Origin of the sequence: Promicromonospora iranensis (assembly GCF_028994775.1) — a bacterium.
GTDB lineage: Bacteria > Actinomycetota > Actinomycetes > Actinomycetales > Cellulomonadaceae > Promicromonospora > Promicromonospora iranensis_A.
On the sequence record NZ_JAJQMN010000002.1, the window covers coordinates 217,710 to 234,277 of the forward strand.

11 protein-coding genes are annotated in these 16,568 nt (G+C 72.6%); 1 reads left to right on the forward strand and 10 read right to left on the reverse strand.

The window, feature by feature from the left end; translation table 11 throughout:
• Window positions 1-84: 84 nt before the first annotated feature.
• The 5 genes from LUU90_RS03840 to LUU90_RS03860 all read right to left on the reverse strand — a co-directional run bounded on the left by LUU90_RS03840 (window position 85) and on the right by LUU90_RS03860 (window position 8,013).
• On the reverse strand, window positions 85-1,668 hold the full coding sequence (locus LUU90_RS03840; RefSeq protein ID WP_275001961.1) for a DUF7059 domain-containing protein: 1,584 nt from the start codon (window positions 1,666-1,668) through the stop codon (window positions 85-87).
• 51 nt (window positions 1,669-1,719) lie between these two features.
• A complete protein-coding gene (locus LUU90_RS03845) occupies window positions 1,720-2,943 on the reverse strand; it encodes a hypothetical protein (RefSeq protein WP_275001962.1) in 1,224 nt (407 codons plus the stop codon).
• Window positions 2,944-3,022: 79 nt separating this feature from the next.
• A complete protein-coding gene (locus tag LUU90_RS03850; RefSeq protein WP_275001963.1) occupies window positions 3,023-3,355 on the reverse strand; it encodes a CD225/dispanin family protein in 333 nt (110 codons plus the stop codon).
• 67 nt (window positions 3,356-3,422) lie between these two features.
• Window positions 3,423-5,132 (reverse strand): M20/M25/M40 family metallo-hydrolase, encoded by a 1,710-nt coding sequence (locus LUU90_RS03855; RefSeq protein ID WP_275001964.1) that lies wholly within the window; start codon window positions 5,130-5,132, stop codon window positions 3,423-3,425.
• A 187-nt stretch (window positions 5,133-5,319) separates the two neighbouring features.
• On the reverse strand, window positions 5,320-8,013 hold the full coding sequence (locus LUU90_RS03860) for a M14 family zinc carboxypeptidase (RefSeq protein WP_275001965.1): 2,694 nt from the start codon (window positions 8,011-8,013) through the stop codon (window positions 5,320-5,322).
• Between the two features lie 158 nt (window positions 8,014-8,171).
• On the opposite strand from LUU90_RS03860, the gene LUU90_RS03865 reads away from it, so the two are divergent.
• A complete protein-coding gene (locus LUU90_RS03865) occupies window positions 8,172-8,750 on the forward strand; it encodes a DinB family protein (protein ID WP_275001966.1) in 579 nt (192 codons plus the stop codon).
• Between the two features lie 98 nt (window positions 8,751-8,848).
• Here LUU90_RS03865 and LUU90_RS03870 read toward each other — a convergent pair whose 3' ends face one another.
• From LUU90_RS03870 to LUU90_RS03890, 5 genes are all read right to left on the reverse strand, one after another.
• Window positions 8,849-11,158: a sodium-translocating pyrophosphatase gene (locus tag LUU90_RS03870; protein WP_275001967.1), complete on the reverse strand. Its 2,310-nt coding sequence runs from the start codon at window positions 11,156-11,158 to the stop codon at window positions 8,849-8,851.
• A gap of 187 nt (window positions 11,159-11,345) precedes the next feature.
• Window positions 11,346-12,098, reverse strand: coding sequence for an HAD family hydrolase (locus tag LUU90_RS03875; protein ID WP_275001968.1), 753 nt, complete (start codon window positions 12,096-12,098; stop codon window positions 11,346-11,348).
• Entirely contained in the window at window positions 12,095-13,612 is a 1,518-nt protein-coding gene (locus LUU90_RS03880) for a helix-turn-helix domain-containing protein (protein ID WP_275001969.1), read from the reverse strand. Before LUU90_RS03880 ends, LUU90_RS03875 begins: the two co-directional genes overlap by 4 nt.
• A 402-nt stretch (window positions 13,613-14,014) precedes the next feature.
• Window positions 14,015-15,364, reverse strand: coding sequence for a M18 family aminopeptidase (locus tag LUU90_RS03885; protein WP_425596177.1), 1,350 nt, complete (start codon window positions 15,362-15,364; stop codon window positions 14,015-14,017).
• Window positions 15,365-15,431: 67 nt separating this feature from the next.
• The gene (locus tag LUU90_RS03890; protein WP_275001970.1) at window positions 15,432-16,553 is read right to left on the reverse strand and encodes a hypothetical protein; all 1,122 of its coding nucleotides are present in this window, start codon (window positions 16,551-16,553) and stop codon (window positions 15,432-15,434) included.
• Window positions 16,554-16,568: the final 15 nt, after the last annotated feature.

Below are 16,568 nucleotides of genomic sequence, written 5' to 3' on the forward strand. Positions count from 1 at the left end.
AAGATTTATCGGGGCGAGCGCCTGACCGTTACGTCCGCGAAACGGACAGCGCACCGACAGCGGACCCGCTGAAAAGCCGGGACGTCACTCCGCCAGGAAGCCGTCGCGGACCAGGCCGCGCACCGCGGGGAGCAGCTCCGCCGCGAGGTCGGCGGCCGAGACCTCGAACAGCGACGCGAGCGCGCCGACGATCTGTCCGACCGAGAGCTCGCCGTCACAGGCCCCCACCAGAGCGGCGAGCGGGCTCGACGCCTGCACCCCGCGCCCCAGCCCGTCCCCCTGACGCAGGATCACGATGTTCGGGTCGGCGGCACCCGGCGTCAGGTAGCGCTCCTCGGTGATGTCAGCGGCCGTGACCAGGTGTGCCGCCGCGAGCGCGGCGTCGTCCCGGGCCGCGAGCCAGTCATGGTCGGCGAGGCTGCGGGCGATGTGCGCGCCGAGCGGCTGCCGGACCGAGCCCGTGTGCTCCTCGAGTCGGCGCAGCGTGGCCGCCCCGGACACGGGCCGGCGCAGGGTCACCAGCCCGAAGCCGACCGCCTCGACGTCCCGGGACCCGAAGTCGTCGAGCCACGCGCCGTAGGCGGCAGCCCAGGCGTCCGGCTCACGGTCGGGAGTGGTGCCGCCGTCCCGGATCCATGTCTCGGCGTACTCGGCGGGGTCGAGGACCTCGCGCTGGATGATCCAGCCGTCCAGGCCTGCCGCGTCGAGCCACGCGCCGACCCGCTCGGTCCAGGGCTCGCCCCGCCGGTGCTCCCAGTTGCCGAGGAGCTGGGCGGTGCCGCCCGGCGCGAGCACGCCGCCCACCCCGAGGATCAGGTCCCGCACCAGGTCGTCGCCCGCGCGGCCGCCGTCGCGGTACTCGTAGTCGCCGAGCGCGTCGGCGACCGCGCGCCCCGCCGCCCCGGCGTGCGGGGTGATCACGAACGGCGGGTTGGAGACCACCAGGTCGAACCGCTCCCCCGCGACCGGCTCCAGCATGGACCCGTGCCGCAGGTCCAGCTCCGCACCGGCCGGGGTGTTCAGCGCGGCGTTGAACGCCGCGAAGGCCAGCGCACGCCGCGAGATGTCCGTCGCCACCACGTGCTGCGCGTGCCGCGCGGCGTGCAGGGCCTGGATCCCGCAGCCGGTGCCGAGGTCGAGCACCCGGCCGGTCGGGTTCCGTACCGTGACCTGTGCCAGCGTGAGGGAGGCACCGCCGGCGCCCAGCACGTGGTCCGTGGCCAGACGCCCGCCGGTGGCCAGCTCGCCCAGGTCGGAGGCGAGCCACCAGCTGGCGTCGCCCACGGCGTCGACCGAGGAGTAGGGGCGCAGGTCCACGACCGCACGTACCTCGTCGTCGGCTCCCGTGCCCTGGGCCGTGACCAGGCCGAGCCGTTCCGCGGCTGCCGTCCCCGTCGCCGGCAGCGCCCGGTCCAGTGCCGCGCGCGGCACCGCCGTGCCCAGGAGGAACAGGCCGACGAGGGTCGCCAGCGGATCGCGGTCCGACGGCGGCCTGCCGCCCTCCGCCGTGGCCACCGCCCGGCGCGCCGGCAAGGACTGCTCGCGGTGCAGCGCGGCGGCGGCGAGCGGTCCGAGGAAACGCTCGACGCCGTCGACGTCGTAGTCGGAGGCGGCGAGGTCGTCACGGAGGGCGCCGACGAGGGCGGGGTCGGTCACGGGAGGCTGCACGGGCCTATCCTGCCCGCAGATTCCGCACCCTCACCACGCGGAGCCGTCCGGCTAACCGCGGCAGTTCGAGGCCACGAACTCCTGCACACGCTGGGACGCCTCGACCATCGCGTCGGTGTCGAGCTCGCGCTGCGCACCACCCACGGCATCGCTCACCGCCGGGCCGTCGTTCGGCTTCACCTTCTCGATGTTGTTCGCGACCGTCGAGTAGTAGGTGAAGGCGATCGCCCAGTCCTCCGCGATGGCCTCGGGCGGCGTCACGCCCTCCAGCGCGTTGCGCGCGTTGATGAACCCCTTGCGCAGGGTCTCCGGCTGGTCCTCGACCATCGCCGACTGCGCGTTGGCGGCCTGTGTCCACGCCATCTGCGTCTGCGCGCAGGAAGCGGCGTCCGCGCTGGACAGGACGTCGTCGTCCTGGAGCAGGGTCGTCCCCCAGCCGGTACCGAGGCCCAGCGCCGCGGCGATGACGCCCGCGAGCACCAGGACCAGCGGCTTGTCCAGCAGCTTGGGCAGCCCGCGGCGCAGCGTTCGCTTGATCCGCTTCTGCTGCGCCGTGCTGGGGCCCGACATGCGCCCCCTGGGCCCCTTGGGGTCCTTGGCGCTCTTGGCGCCCTTCGGCCCCTTGCTCCCCTGCCTACCCGACTTCCTGGACCCTGGTTCGACCGGCCTGGCGGGCGGGGTGTCGTCGGGCAGCGGGGCGGACGCGACCTCCTCGTCCGCCAGTGGCTCGGCAGCGAAGTCGTCGTCGACCGCCGGGCCAGGGCTCAGCGGGGCGGGTCCCGGGCCCACGTTCAGCGGGAAGCCACCTGCCGGGGTGGGCGCGGGATCGCTCTTCGGTGCGCCCTTCGGACCCGACTTGGCGGCCTTGCCCTTCGACCGGGACTTGGCGGCCTTACCTGCCTTGCCGCCGGCGTTCTTGCCGCGTCCGCGGGTGACCGGTGGCTCCGTCGCCGCCACGGCGCCCCACGGGTTCGCGTCGCCGTCGCTGTCGCCGTCCGCGACGACGGGCGCCGGCACCGGACCCCAGGGAGAGCCCGTCGGCTCGTCGACGGGCGACGGCTCCGCGGGGACGTCGACCGCCGCTCCGCTGCCCCAGGGGCTCGGTGCGGGCTCGTTCTCCTTGAGGCTCTCGGCCCATTCGAGGGCGCTGGCGCTGGGCGCGGACTCCCCGGCGGCAAGGCTCTCCGCCCACGTGAGCGCATTCGATGCGGGGGGACCACCAGCGCGAGACGCAGCACGACCGCCCCGCGAACCCTTGCGTCGTGTCGCACTCATAGCCGCGAACTTTACCCGCAAGTCCCACCAGGACAGGAGGGGCAATCGTGTGATACGTCGCGAACCGCGGGTGAAGTCACTACCCGTTCAGGTAGTTGATGCTCGACCAGAACACGACGAACACGACCACGACGATTCCGATCGCGAGCGACAGGAGCCCCCAGTTGCGTGCCCGGCGCGACGCTTTCCTGGACTTGTCGTGCTGCTGAGCCTTCCACAGGGAATTGACGCGCATCGCGTTCACCAGTGCGACCAAGCCGGTGGGCGGAAAGCAGAAGATGGTCACCAGCACGGAGAACAGCAGATAAGTCCGCGGCGGATACTGCAGCTGCGCCGGGTAGGTGTGGACGTTGACGCGCACGGGCGAGCGGGATCCGCCCGGGACGGCGGGCGGTACGGCGGAGCTGCTCATGGACGTCTCCCTCACCTGAGTAATGGGAGAACTTAGTCCAATTTCGGCGATTTGTTGAACCCGCAGGTCAGCCGGGGATCTTGCGGAGCACCTCACGATAGAAATGCACGCCACGGCCCAGGGAATCGACACTCAGGTGCTCGCCGACGCCGTGAATCGACTGCCGCTGCGCACGCGACAGAGCAAAGGGACTGAACCGGTAGACGTGGTCGCTGATGGGGGTGAAGGTGCGTGCGTCGGTGGCGGTGAGCGACGTGTACGGGACCACCACCGCGTCGGGGTACGACGCACCGATCGCCTCGCCGAGCAACGCGAACTGCTGGCTGTCCGCGGGCGAGACCTCGCTGGGCTCGCTGCTCTCGACCACCTCGAGCACCACCTTCTTGTCCCGGATGACGCGGCGCAGCCGCGCCACCGTCCGGTCCACCGTCTCGCCGTGCGCCACCCGCACGTCCAGGCGCGCGCGGGCCGTCGACGCCGCCGCGTTCGCCCCTGCGCTGCCCTCGAGCTCGGTGACGGCGACGGTCGTGCGGACCAGCGCCGAGGCCTCCGGACCGCCCCCGGCGAGCAGCCAGGCCGCCACCTTGCGCAGCGGCCCGGAGGCCAGCCTGGCCGCCAGCTTGAGGCCCAGACCCTTGGCGCCGCTCACACCCGGGACGACGCGCTCCAGCATGGCGGCCGTCGTCGGGCTGACCCGCGCCGCGAACCGGCGTCGGCTGACCCGGGTCACCGCACGGGCGAGACGTGCCGTGGCGGACTGCCTGCCGGGCGTGGCCGCGTGCCCGCCGACGTCGGAGGTGTAGAGGTCGATCCCGACCAGACCCTTCTCCGCGACGCCCACCATGGCCGTCTGACGATCCAGGCCCGGGAAGACGTCGGACACGACGCCACCGCCCTCGTCGAGCACGAGCCACGGTCGCACGCCGAGCTCGTACAGACGCCGGACGGCGATCTGCGCCGACTCGCCCGCCGCCTCCTCGTCCGCACCGAAGAACAGCCAGACGTCACGCTCGGGCACGAAGCCGTCGCCGAGCAGCGTCTCGACGGCGTCGAGCACCGCCACGAGCCCGCCCTTGTCGTCGAGCGTGCCGCGTCCGTGCACCATCCCGTCCCGGATCTCGCCGGAGAACGGGTTGGTGGGCCAGTCCGCGACCTGGACGGGCGCCACGTCCTGGTGCGCCATGAGAACCACGGGGAACGGGTGCAGCACCTCCTGCCGACCACGGCCCGGCCACCGGTAGAGCAGCCCGTGATCGCCCGCAGGCTCGCTCTGCAGGGCGTGCACGCGGGGGTAGAACGCCGCGAGCGCCGCGCGATGCCTGGCGAACGCGTCGTGGTCCACGTACTGCGGGTCCCACGACGAGATGGTGGGGATCTGCACGAGCGAGGACAGGTGCCCTGCCGCGATGTGCCCCACCGACGCGTGCCGCTCGCCGTACGCCTCCGACGGCGCGAAGGCGGACGGGCCCGGCTTGTCGGCGAGCACCGCGTCCGGCGCCGCGGGCTGCTCCGCGATCCGCCGTTCGTCCTGCCCCGGCGCCGGGGCCTCCGGCTCGGCGGGACCACCGCGTCCGTCGGACGTCCCGCGGCCTTCGATCGCGGGTTGCGCGAGCGAGGTGTCGGGACGGGTCGCCGACAACGGGGCGGGGGGCACCGCCCGGCGCGGCTCGGATGCGGGTTCGGCGGACGGCGACGCAGCCGGTTGGACTGCCGCCTTGGCGATCATTTCGGCCGTGACCTGAGGGATGGCCTCGGTCGGGTCGATGTCGGCACTCACGGGACCTTCTCCTGCTCCGGGTCTCCCACGAGGGGGGCTCCTGCGTCGGGGCTCTCGTCGGCGCCCGCGGACCGCGGAGCGTTCGGGAGCACAACACCGCAGACGATAGCGGTAGCAACCGGTTTTCCCCATACCCCTGGTGATGCTGGACGGTGCAGGGTCGCGACCTCCGAAGAGGTCGCAGACGTCACCGCGCAGCCCAGTGGATGGCCGTCGCCGCCTGGCTGAGGCCACCCCGGGGGTGGGTACGGAAGAAGACCGAGGTACCGAACACGAACGCCCGCGCTTGTCCTATTTTGCCGGATACGGCGGCAGCCTGCCCGACGGCGGCGTCGCGTCCGCCCGCCACACCCGACCGAGGCCAGTGGCCGGCCCGGAAAGTGCCGTAGGTCAGCTCCGTGGCGGTGCCCGGGCCCAGGTCCGTGAACCAGACGGCCGGGTAGACGAAGCCGTGACGCTGCATGTGGTCGTCCAGCACCTTGCCCGCGGTGTCGGTCGCGACGATGCCGTTGCTCGCCGGGTCACCCGTCACCGCAGTGCCGCTGACCAGGCCGTACGCCTCCGCAGCCGCGAACGCGCCCGCTCCGCGCCCGACGATGGCGCCGCCGTCGTGCAGCCAGGTGCGGACGTGGGCGTGGCCCGCCGAGCCCGCCGGCAGGTTGAGGGACGAGCCCACCCAGAGCACGTCGGCGTCCTCGAGCCCGGTGGCGGTCCCGGCAGCGGCGCTCTCCTCGATACCGGACGCCGAGACCGGCACCAGGTCGTCGAACCCGAGAGACAGGAGCGACAGCCGGTCGTCCTGGTTGCCCGTGTACGCAACGGTGAGGTCCTCGGCAGGCTGCCCAGCGGTGTACTCGGCGCGCGAGGCGGTCGCGAAGGTGATGCCGTACCGGTCGGCCACGGCGCGCGCCGCCCGGAGCCCGCGCGGCCCGACGGCGGCACGCCCGTCCGTCGTCAGCCGCACGGCGACGCCCTGTCCCAGGAGGTCGTTCAGGGCGCGGTGGTCCGCGACGCCCGCCACGTCGAAGGTGGCGTACCGGGCGCCGCCCGGGACGCTCCCGCGCGGGGCCGCACCGCGCACCGGCGTCGTCCGCCCGATCGGGTCGTCGGTGGTGACGCCCACCCGGTCCACCGTCGCGCCCCAGAGGTAGGCGGCCGACCACGCGGAGATGTCGTACATGGCCGGGACCTCGTCGGAGACGTCCGAGCCGAGGGCGAGCAGCGCGCTCGCCAGCCCGCGCAGGGGCTGGTGCAGGTCTACCACGTACGAGCCGGCCGGGTAGGTGGTGCCGGCGACGTGCGCGGGGGCGGACAGCCGCTCCACCTCGACGCCGTGGAACAGCAGCGCGTCGACCAGCTCCTCGGCGTCGGACGCCGATCGCTGGCCGGGGCCGACCGGGATCACGTACGCGCGTGGCAGGCGCACCTTCCCCTGGTCGTCAGCCGCGTCCCAGAGCCGCTTCCACTCGTCCGGTCCGGGGACCTCGCCGATGTTCTCGGCGGTCAGTGCGGCCTTCGGCGCGCCCGTGACGCCGCGGCGGAACAGCTTTGCCTGGTCGGCGAGCATCGCGTCCGAGTGGGTGTGGACGTAGTCGATCATCGACCGCATCACCGTGACCGCCACCTCGGTGTTCACCGCCGCGTCCAAGCGTGTGGTGGTCCGGCCCGTCAGACCGAGCGGCAGCTCGACGGTGCTGGTCACGGCACCGTGGAGCGGCGCGTACTGCGCGGTGAAGACCGGCGGGTAGTCGTCCCAGCCTGATGGCGTGTCCCGGTACGGGATCTTGATGAACCCCGTGTTCTCCGCCGCGACGTCGCCGGTGTCCGGGTCGTAGTAGGTGTTGCCGGCGATCTCGGCCGCGACGACGTCGTCCTCCACCTGGCGTGCGATCGCGTAGCCGTGCGGCAGGAAGAGGTCGTACTCGTAGTTCTCGCCGTGCGGCGGGCCGGCCGGCTCGACCTGGAGCACGTCCGTGTAGCCGTGGAAGTCGGCCGCGAACAGCGGCTGCACGACCTGCGCCGTGCGTACGTACGAGCGCGCCTCCGGCGTGGCGAGCGTGATCATGTCGCGGTTCGCGTCCAGGCCCAGGGACGTGGCACGTGTCGCGTGCGTCCGGCCGTCCGGGTTGAGCGTGAGGCTGAACACGAGCCGGTGGTGCTCCAGCACGCCCCGGGTGCCCGCATCGCTCGCGGTGGCGAGCCGCTCGACCACCCGCAGCGCGGCGTCCGTGCCCTCCCACTCGTCGCCGTGGATGTTGGCGCTGATCCAGATCGGCGTCTTGTAGCCCGCCCGCAGCTCGGCGTCCCGGAGGGCCTCGTCCGGCCGCTCCTTGATCTTTTCGCGCCACGCGGTCTGCCGGGCGGTCTCCCCGCGGCGCTCGGGCGCCGTCACGGTGACGAGGTAGAGGTCGCGCCCCTCCGTCGACCTGCCGACGACCTGGGTGGACACCCGGTCGCTGAGCTCCATCAGCCTGGTCAGGCGGGGCGCGAGATCCGCGTGGCTGACCGTCCCGTTCCGCTCGGTGGCATCCGCCTCGTCCTGCGGGAAGGAGCGCAGCTCCGGCTGGTACGGGTACGACGCCGGCATACGCAGGGCGGTCCCGCCGCGCTCCGGCAGCGGGGCCGGCGGGTCGGCCGTGCCGTGGCCGTCGTCCGCCATCGGGTCGGTCAGGACGCCGGCCTCGACGCCCCGGCCCAGGCCCGCCGTCGCGACTCCCGTGGTCGCGGCTCCCGTGGTCACGACTCCCGTGGTCGCCCGGCCGTCCACGAACGCGCCCGAGGGCTGCGCCACGGCGGGCGCCGCCAACGAGCCCGCCGCCAGCGCGGCGCCGGTGAGCACCGCGCCGGTCATCACGGCGAGCGAACGAGTTCGAGCGAGCAAGGTGCCTCCCCAGCGGCGAGTCGGCCAATTCTGGCCCACGACCCTGCCGCACGGGAAACATCTGGGGCGGAGAGTTCACGGCGAGGTTTCCACGGTCGGCCGTCGTGTACGCCGAGAAAGCCGTTGACCGCGGTGGCATGCGGCGGTCCACTGACGTCATGACCACCGAGCGATGGACCGCCGCCACCGTCTACCCCGACATGTGGACCGACCCCGACAAGGACCCGCGCGAGGCGCTGTCGAAACCGGTCGGGGAGAAGGAAACGTATTGGAACTATCTCAAGCACTACCGGCTCACGCTGGAGATGAAGTGCGAGGGACTCGACGCCGAGCAGCTCGCCCTGCGTGCGGTGCCGCCGTCGACGCTGTCGCTCCTGGGACTGGTGCGGCACCTCGCACACGTCGAGCAGAGCTGGTTCCAGCGGATCCTGCAGGATCAGCCGGACCTGCCCAAGCTGTTCGGCAAGTCGCCGGAGAATCCGGATGCTGACTTCGACGACGCCGTCGGGGATCCTGCGGTCGTCGAGGACGCCTGGGAGAACTGGCGGCGTGAGGTGACGGCAGCCGACGCCTGGTTGGCGACTCTGCCCGAGGACGAGCTGGGCCGCACCGTGCGCCGCGGTGACGACGAGATCCCCGTCCGTGACGTCCTGGTCCACATGGTCGAGGAGTACGCCCGCCACGTGGGCCACGCCGACCTGCTGCGCGAGTGCATAGACGGCCGCGTGGGCCAATGACCACCCCGCCGAGGTAGTGATGAGGCGAGGTGGTCAGCCGAGTGGAGCTGGCTGACTACCTCGCCTCATGACTACCTCGCCAAGTGACTACCTGGGCGTCAGACGACCGCGCTCTCTTCCGCGCGGTCCTGCTCCTCCTGCTGCTCGGCGTCCACGCGGGAGGCCCGCATCCGGGACCAGACGACGGCGCCGAACGCCACGCCCGCCGCCACGAGGGCGATGCCGATGCGGAGCGTGTGGTTGGCGTCCGCCGGGACGCTCATCGCCACCACCGCGGGAGCGATCAGCAGCGCGACCAGGTTCATCACCTTGATCAGCGGGTTGATCGCCGGGCCGGCGGTGTCCTTGAACGGGTCGCCCACGGTGTCACCGATGACGGTCGCCGCGTGCGCGTCCGAGCCCTTGCCGCCGTACTTGCCGTCCTCGACGATCTTCTTCGCGTTGTCCCAGGCACCGCCCGAGTTCGCCAGGAAGATCGCCATGAGCACACCGGTCCCGATGGCCCCGGCGAGGAAGCCGGCCAGCGGCCCGACGCCGAGGCCGAAGCCGACGGCGATGGGTGCGAACGCCGCCAGCAGACCCGGGGTGATGAGCTCGCGCAGCGAGTCCCGGGTGCAGATGTCGACGACCTTGGCGTAGTCGGGACGCTCCTCGTACGTCATGATGCCCGGGTGGTCGCGGAACTGGCGGCGCACCTCGAACACGATGGCGCCGGCGGCGCGCGTCACGGCGTCGATCGCGAGCCCGGAGAACAGGAACACGGTGGCCCCGCCCAGGATGACGCCCACGAGGGTGACCGGCGAGATGATCTCGTAGCTGAGCATGGAGGTCACCAGGCCCGTGCCGACGTCGCCGACCTGCGCGAGCGCGTGCGACACGGCGTCGGCGTAGGAGCCGAACAGCGCGGTGGCCGCGAGCACCGCCGTGGCGATGGCGATGCCCTTGGTGATGGCCTTGGTGGTGTTGCCGACGGCGTCCAGGTCCGTGAGGATCTGCGCGCCCTCCTCGTCGACGTCGCCCGACATCTCGGCGATGCCCTGCGCGTTGTCGCTCACCGGACCGAACGTGTCCATGGCGACGATGACGCCGACGGTGGTGAGCAGGCCGCAGCCCGCGAGGGCGACGAGGAACAGCGCGAGCGGCACGGAGCCGCCCGCCAGCAGGAACACACCGCAGATCGCGGCGGCGATGATGCCCGCCGTGTACACCGCGGACTCGAAGCCCACGCCGATGCCGGAGAGGACGACGGTCGCCGCACCCGTCCGGGAGGTCGCCGCCACGTGCAGCGTCGGCTTCTTGTCCGTGCCCGTGAAGTACCCGGTCACCCACAGGATGACGCCCGCCAGGACCACGCCGATGAGAACAGCCAGCGCGGAGACGACCCGCGGGTCAGCGGTGACACCGGAGAGGTCGGCGGTGCCCGGTACCTGGTCGAACGACGACGGCAGGTAGACGAAGGCGGCGATCCCGGCCAGCGCGGCGCCGACGACGGCGGAGACGTAGAACCCGCGGTTGATCGCGGCGAGGCCGCTCTCCGACCCGCGGATCCGGGTGATGAACACGCCCAGGAGCGCGACGAAAGCGCCGACCGCGGTGACGATCAGCGGGAACACGAGGCCCTGCTCACCCATGGCGGCCTTGCCGAGGATGAGCGCGGCCACGAGGGTGACGGCGTAGGACTCGAAGAGGTCGGCGGCCATGCCCGCGCAGTCGCCGACGTTGTCGCCCACGTTGTCCGCGATGGTGGCGGCGTTGCGGGGGTCGTCCTCGGGGATGCCCTGCTCGACCTTGCCCACCAGGTCGGCGCCGACGTCGGCCGCCTTGGTGAAGATGCCACCGCCCACCCGCATGAACATGGCGAGCAGCGCGGCGCCGAAGCCGAAGCCCTCGAGCACGGCGGGCGCGTCGACGTCGTACACGAGGACGACGAGCGCGGCGCCGAGCAGGCCGAGGCCCACCACGGACATGCCGACGACGCCGCCGGTACGGAAGGCGATGCGGGCACCCTCGGCCCGGCCGCCCGGACGGGTAGCGGCCGAGGCGACGCGGACGTTCGCCCGCACCGCCAGCCACATGCCCAGATAGCCGATCGCCGCGGAGAACCCGGCGCCGAACACGAACGCGATGGAGCGCCCGATCCGGATGCCGCTGTCACCAGGCAGCAGGAAGAGCAGACCGAACACGACCAAGGCGAACAGCACGAGGGTGCGGAACTGCCGTTTGAGGTAGGCGGAGGCTCCCTCCTGCACGGCCTGGCCGATGTCCTGCATCTTCGCAGTCCCATCAGGTGCGGCGAGCACCTGGCGGCGCAGCACGAAGGCGCACCCGAGAGCGAGGACCGCGATGAGAGCGATCACCGCCACCGTGGTGTAGCTGCCTGTGCCGAAAACAATGCCGTCTTCGAGCATTCGTCCTCCTCGACGAGCTCCAGGGAGGTCCCCCAGAAAGTGTTTTGCCCTGCACGGGGTTGACCCGTACAAGGCCTCTGCGTCCCGCCGGCAACGTCGATAGCGGGAAGAGACCAGAGTCTACCCACATGTGACGCCAGTCACTATGTCGTAACCGCAGGAGGTTCGCACCCGGATCGGGCCGTGTTTACCGGGGTCCCGCACCCGTGGTGAGCTCGCGGATCTCCTGGAGCAGCCGAGCGGCGTCCGTGAGGTCCGGGAGCACCACGTCGGCCCCCGCCTCGGCGAGCCTGTCCGCCGGCGTCGTACCCGAGGCGACGGCGATCACCCGCGCCCCGCCCTCGCGTCCCGTCCGTACGTCCTCCAGCGAGTCCCCGATGATCACCGTGTTCCCGACGTCGAACGCGCTGCCGTACCGCTTGCCCGCCCTGCGCTGGGCGATCGCCACGAGGGCCGGCCGGTGCGGGTCGTCGGACGAGAAGCCGCCCACCGTGGCGTCCACGTACCGCTCCATACCGAACACCTGCAGCTTGATCAGGGCGTTCGCCTGGAGGTTGCCCGTCAGGACCGTCGACACCACGCCCGGCTCCGCCGCGACGGCCTTGAGCGCCTGCATGGCCCCGGGGAGCACGGAGCCCAGGTCGCGCACGTCCTCGGTGTGCGCCGCGAACCGCACGGGCACCGCCTCGAGCATGCGCGGCAGCAGCGCGTCCGCCATCTCCCCGCTGACCCCGTTGTCCTCCAGGAGCCCGCGGATCGCCAGCGGCATGGTCATTCCGGTGCCCTTGGCCGGAAGGCGTTCGGCAGGTCGGCCCACGACCTCGGCGAACGCCTCCCGGTATGCCGTCCGATCCACCTCCCCGACGTAGACGAGCGTCCGGTCGATGTCCCAGAGCACCAGGGCCCTGGCATCACCGCGGGAGGTGACCGGTGCGGTCACGACGCGAGGGCCGCGATCCGCTCGGTCAGCACCCGGGCGCCGACCCCGGACCGCCTCGACGACCCGCCGCGCCGGAGGTCCGCCGACAGGTCGCGCAGGTGCTCCCGCAGCCGCGCCGACTGCACGGTCTCCGCGATGCTGACCGCCTCGTCGCCCGTCGCGCACGCGGCGTCGAGGTCGCCCGCCCTGGCGTGCGCCTGAGCCGCCCGGCTCAGGAACAGTCCGTGCGTGCGGCGCTCGCCGGCGCGGTCGGCCTGGATCGCGTGCCCGAAGCTCTCGACGGCGAGGGCCGTGTTGCCGAGCGCGAGGTGCGCCGACCCGGACTGCCCGTGGATCTCTCCCTCGTTCATCCAGTACAACCAGTGCGGGTCGTCCTCGCCGCGGCCACGGGCACACAGCTCCGAGGCCTCGCCGAGCGCCCGGCGTGCCGCCTCGCCCTCGCCCGCGGCGGCATGGCCGCGCGCCTGACGGGTGAGCAGCGTCGCCGACAGGTGAGGTGCGTCGAGCCGGGCGATCCGACGTCGGCCCGCCTCGGCGGCGCGGACGGCGTCGCGCGGGTCGCCGCTGGAGTAGCCGTGGATCGCGAGGTAGGACAGCGCCCCGGCACCGAGCCGGTCGTCGGCGGCCGCATGCGCGGCGCGCAGACCCGCGAGCATGTACGCGCGCGCCGCGTCCGGACGTCCCGCGTCGAACGCGAACCAGCCGGCCTGCGTAGCGGTGTCGGCAGCGACGGCGGTGAGCCGGCGGCCCGTCACCTCGTCGTACGTGCTGCGCTCCAGGACGCGGACGACCAGGGCGAGGTGGGCGCGGGCCAGGTCGGCCACCGCCCCGCTGCCCGAGCCCTTGTCCATGACCCGCAGCTCGTCCAGCGTGCCCTGCAGGTGTCCGCACAGCTCGTGCGACACCCGGGTGCCGGCGGTGGCGCGCCGCAGCGGCTCGGCCTGCTCGGCGTCCCAGCGCTGGATCATCGAGTTCAGCGCGATGCCGGACGCCGGCCGCGGAGTGTCGGTCCCCGCTGCCTCGGCCATCGCCGTGGCCGACACGGGGCCGTTGGCGTCCGTGGGCAGCCAGTCCGCCGTGTTGTCGGCGACGTGCGCGAGGCGGAGCGCGGTGAGCATGCGGTCCGCCGTCCACGGCAGCATCGGGTCCGGCGCCGTGGGCGTCACCGGCTCCGGCTCCGGCGCGGTCTGGCCGGACGCGGCGGTGCGTGCGGGAGCGGCGGCGTCCGGCAGCGGGCTGATCCCGGGGAGCGGGAGCCGGACGAGGTCCGGCGGTGTGCCCAGGCCCGTGAGGAACTGGACCACCCGCGAGACGTCGGTGAGGCGGCGGTCACCGCACTCGAGCATCGACAGGTAGGACTGGCTCAGCCCGGTCAGGGCCGCCACATCTTCCTGGCGCAGCGGGACGAGCTGCCGCACCATGCGGCTGACCTGCCCGAAGTCCCAGTCCGCGAGGGCTGACCGGACGGCTTCGTCCTGCCAGACCCGCGTCGGCACGCTGGGCAGTGAGACCACGGGCACTGACTCGGTGCGCCGGCACGCGGCGCAGCGAGCTTCGGAGTTGTAACGGCTGAGTACACAACCGCATCGGGCGCAAGTGCGAACGGTGGCACGAGGCAACGGGGGCTCCTGAGGGTCCGGCATTTCTCTTTTGCCGAGTTCACGGCTCGGATGACCACAGTGGTATCACCCCCCTGAGGTCCATGCATCCGGACAGTACTAGGTATTTTCTTCCAGACCAGCGGCTACCTGAGAGCGTACGTTTTCGCAGGTCAGCCGTGGTCTTTTTTGGACAATCGTCCAACTAGTGCCCGAATTACGCCAATTGTAGACCGGGACAGAACCAACGAAACATGCATAAGCCCAGGTCACTCCGATTAACCGCCCTAGCGGCCCGTTCCAGGAGGATTCGACGTTTCATCGCGCGAAAACGGACTCCATCGCACGCGCCAGGTACCAAGGATCGACGACGGCGGTGAGCTCGCGCGCCGAGTGCATCGACAAAATTGGCACCCCGACGTCCACAGTGCGGATGCCCAGACGCGTCGCGGAGATCGGTCCGATCGTCGATCCGCACGGCAGCGCGTTGTTCGAGACGAACTCCTGGGTTGGCACCCCTGCCGTCGCGCAGGCCACGCTCCACGTCGCGGCGCCGTGCGCGTCCGTGGCGTAGCGCTGGTTCGCGTTGATCTTGAGGATCGGGCCGCCGCCTGCCACCGGGTGGTTGGCCGGGTCGTGCCGCTCGGCATAGTTCGGGTGCACCGCGTGCCCGACGTCGGACGACACGTGCAGCGACCTCGCGAACACCCGCGCCCGCTCGTCCGCCGTGGCGCCCAGGGCCGCCGAGATGCGGGTCAGCACCTCCTCCAGGAACGGTCCCGCCGCGCCCGAGCGGGACGCGCTGCCGATCTCCTCGTGGTCGAATCCGGCGAACACCTGGATCGAGCCCGCCCCGTTGGTCGAGCCCGGCGAGGACGCCCGCAGGAGTGCCGTCAGTCCCGCGTGGGTGGAGAGCAGGTTGTCCAGCCGCGCCGAGGCGAACAGCGCCTGCCCGGCGCCGAAGGCGCGGGCCGGCTGCGTGTCGGCCAGCACGACGTCGTACCCGCCGATGGTCGCCGGGTCGACGCCGGCATCCGCCGCGAGCGCCGCGAGGACATCGGCGCTCTCCGCGTCGCCGAGCCCCCAGACGGGCTGGGTGTGGCGCTGCTTGTCCAGCGTGAGCCCGTTGTCGTTGACGCCGCGGTCCAGGTGGATGGCGAGCTGCGGGATGCGCAGCATCGGGCCGGTGCGCACGAGGTGCTCGGTGCCGTCGTGGGTGACGATCCGCCCGGCCAGCTCGAGCTCGCGGTCGAGCCACGAGTTGAGCAGGGGGCCGCCGTACACCTCGACGCCGGCCTGCCACCAGCCGCCGGCGCCGTGGGTGGTGGGCTTCGGCTTGAGCTTGAAGCCCGTCGAGTCGGTGTGGGCGCCCACGATCGTGAACGCGGTGGTGGGGCCGGCGGCGTCGGGCAGGGCGAAGGCGATGACCGAGCCGTCCCGGACCACCACGTGGCGACCGCCCGGGGCCACCGCCCAGGCGGCGTCCTCCGCGAGGCGGGTGAAGCCGGCCGCCTCCGCGCGCCGGGCCACCTCCTCGGCCGCGTGGTAGGACGACGGCGACGCCGCCACGAGGGCGCCGAGGTCCGCGACGTGCGCGCGGGCTGCGTCCGGGACCACGGAGGGCTGGATGGGGTCGACGGACCGGGCGGGAGATGTCTGGGCAGTCACCGAGCCATTATGTCGTCCCGCCGCCCGAGCACTTTCGCTGCTCGACCGACGGTGGGCCACGGGTGGGTCAGCCGGCCAGGGCCAGGCGGGCATAGGCGAGCGCGACGCCGTCGGGCACGTCGGTGAGCTCGACACCGGTGGGGCTGCCCGGGACGACCGGATGCGTGTAGCCCCACGGCCCGTCGGTGCGGTCGTGCCCGTCGCACGCGATCTCCCCGGTGACGTCGCCCCACTCGCCGACCAGCCGGTACGTGATCGCGTCGTCCGGGTCGGACGACGTGCAGCGCGCCTGGAGCTCGTACCGCTCGCCCTCGACCAGGTCGGCGTCGGGCCGGACGACCCGGTAGGTGTCGTTCCGCTCCCACTGGCCGGTGCGGTCGACCACCGCGCTGGCGAGCGCGTGCTCGGGGACCAGCGTCTGGTCGGGGTGCCCCGGCAGGTCGAACGGCACGGGCGCCTTCAGACCACCCGGCGCCCACCGCGGCCCGCCGTCCACGATCGTCGCCGGCAGCGGGTCTCCCGCCACGAGCGTGCCCGTCGAGTACTCGACGGTCATCGGGTAGACGTCGTAGGTGCCGTCCGGCAGCCACTGCCCGGCGCCGTCAGCGGCGCACGACGAGGTCCGGTCCTCCTGGGCCTGCGGTCCGGTGTCCTCGTGCGCGAGGTACATGGGGTACTCGTCCCAGCCACCGAGGTCGACGACCGTGCCGTCCTGGTCGACCCACACGAACGTGGGCGAGTTCAGGTCGTCCTCCGGAGCGTCGCCGCCTGCGGCGTCGGCCGCTCGCAGCGGCAGGGCGGAGTGCGTGGACCACGCGCCCTCGTAGTGCACGGACTCGGTGCTCAGGTCGCCGGTGGCGGCCAGCCGCACGTGCTCGGCGAAGGTGAGGTCGGCGAGGTCCGCTCCGCACTCCAGCGCGGTGCCGACCAGGAGCTCCGGCTGGTCCACGGCCAGGGGCGGCGCGTCGGACGACGCCGCCTGCTCCGACCACGACGACAGCGGCGTCGGCAGGCCGGCCGCGGCGAGCTGCGTCGTGCCCAGGACGGATGCTCCGGCCAGGGCCAGCACACCGCCGCAGACGGCGGCCGTCCGAGCTGTCCGGCGCCGGCGCGGCCCGGGGGCAGTCGCTGTCGTCGAACCCGTCCGGCCCTGCGGGCCGTCGCCCTGACCGCGGTGGTCGTTGCTCATGGTGCGCCTCCTTGA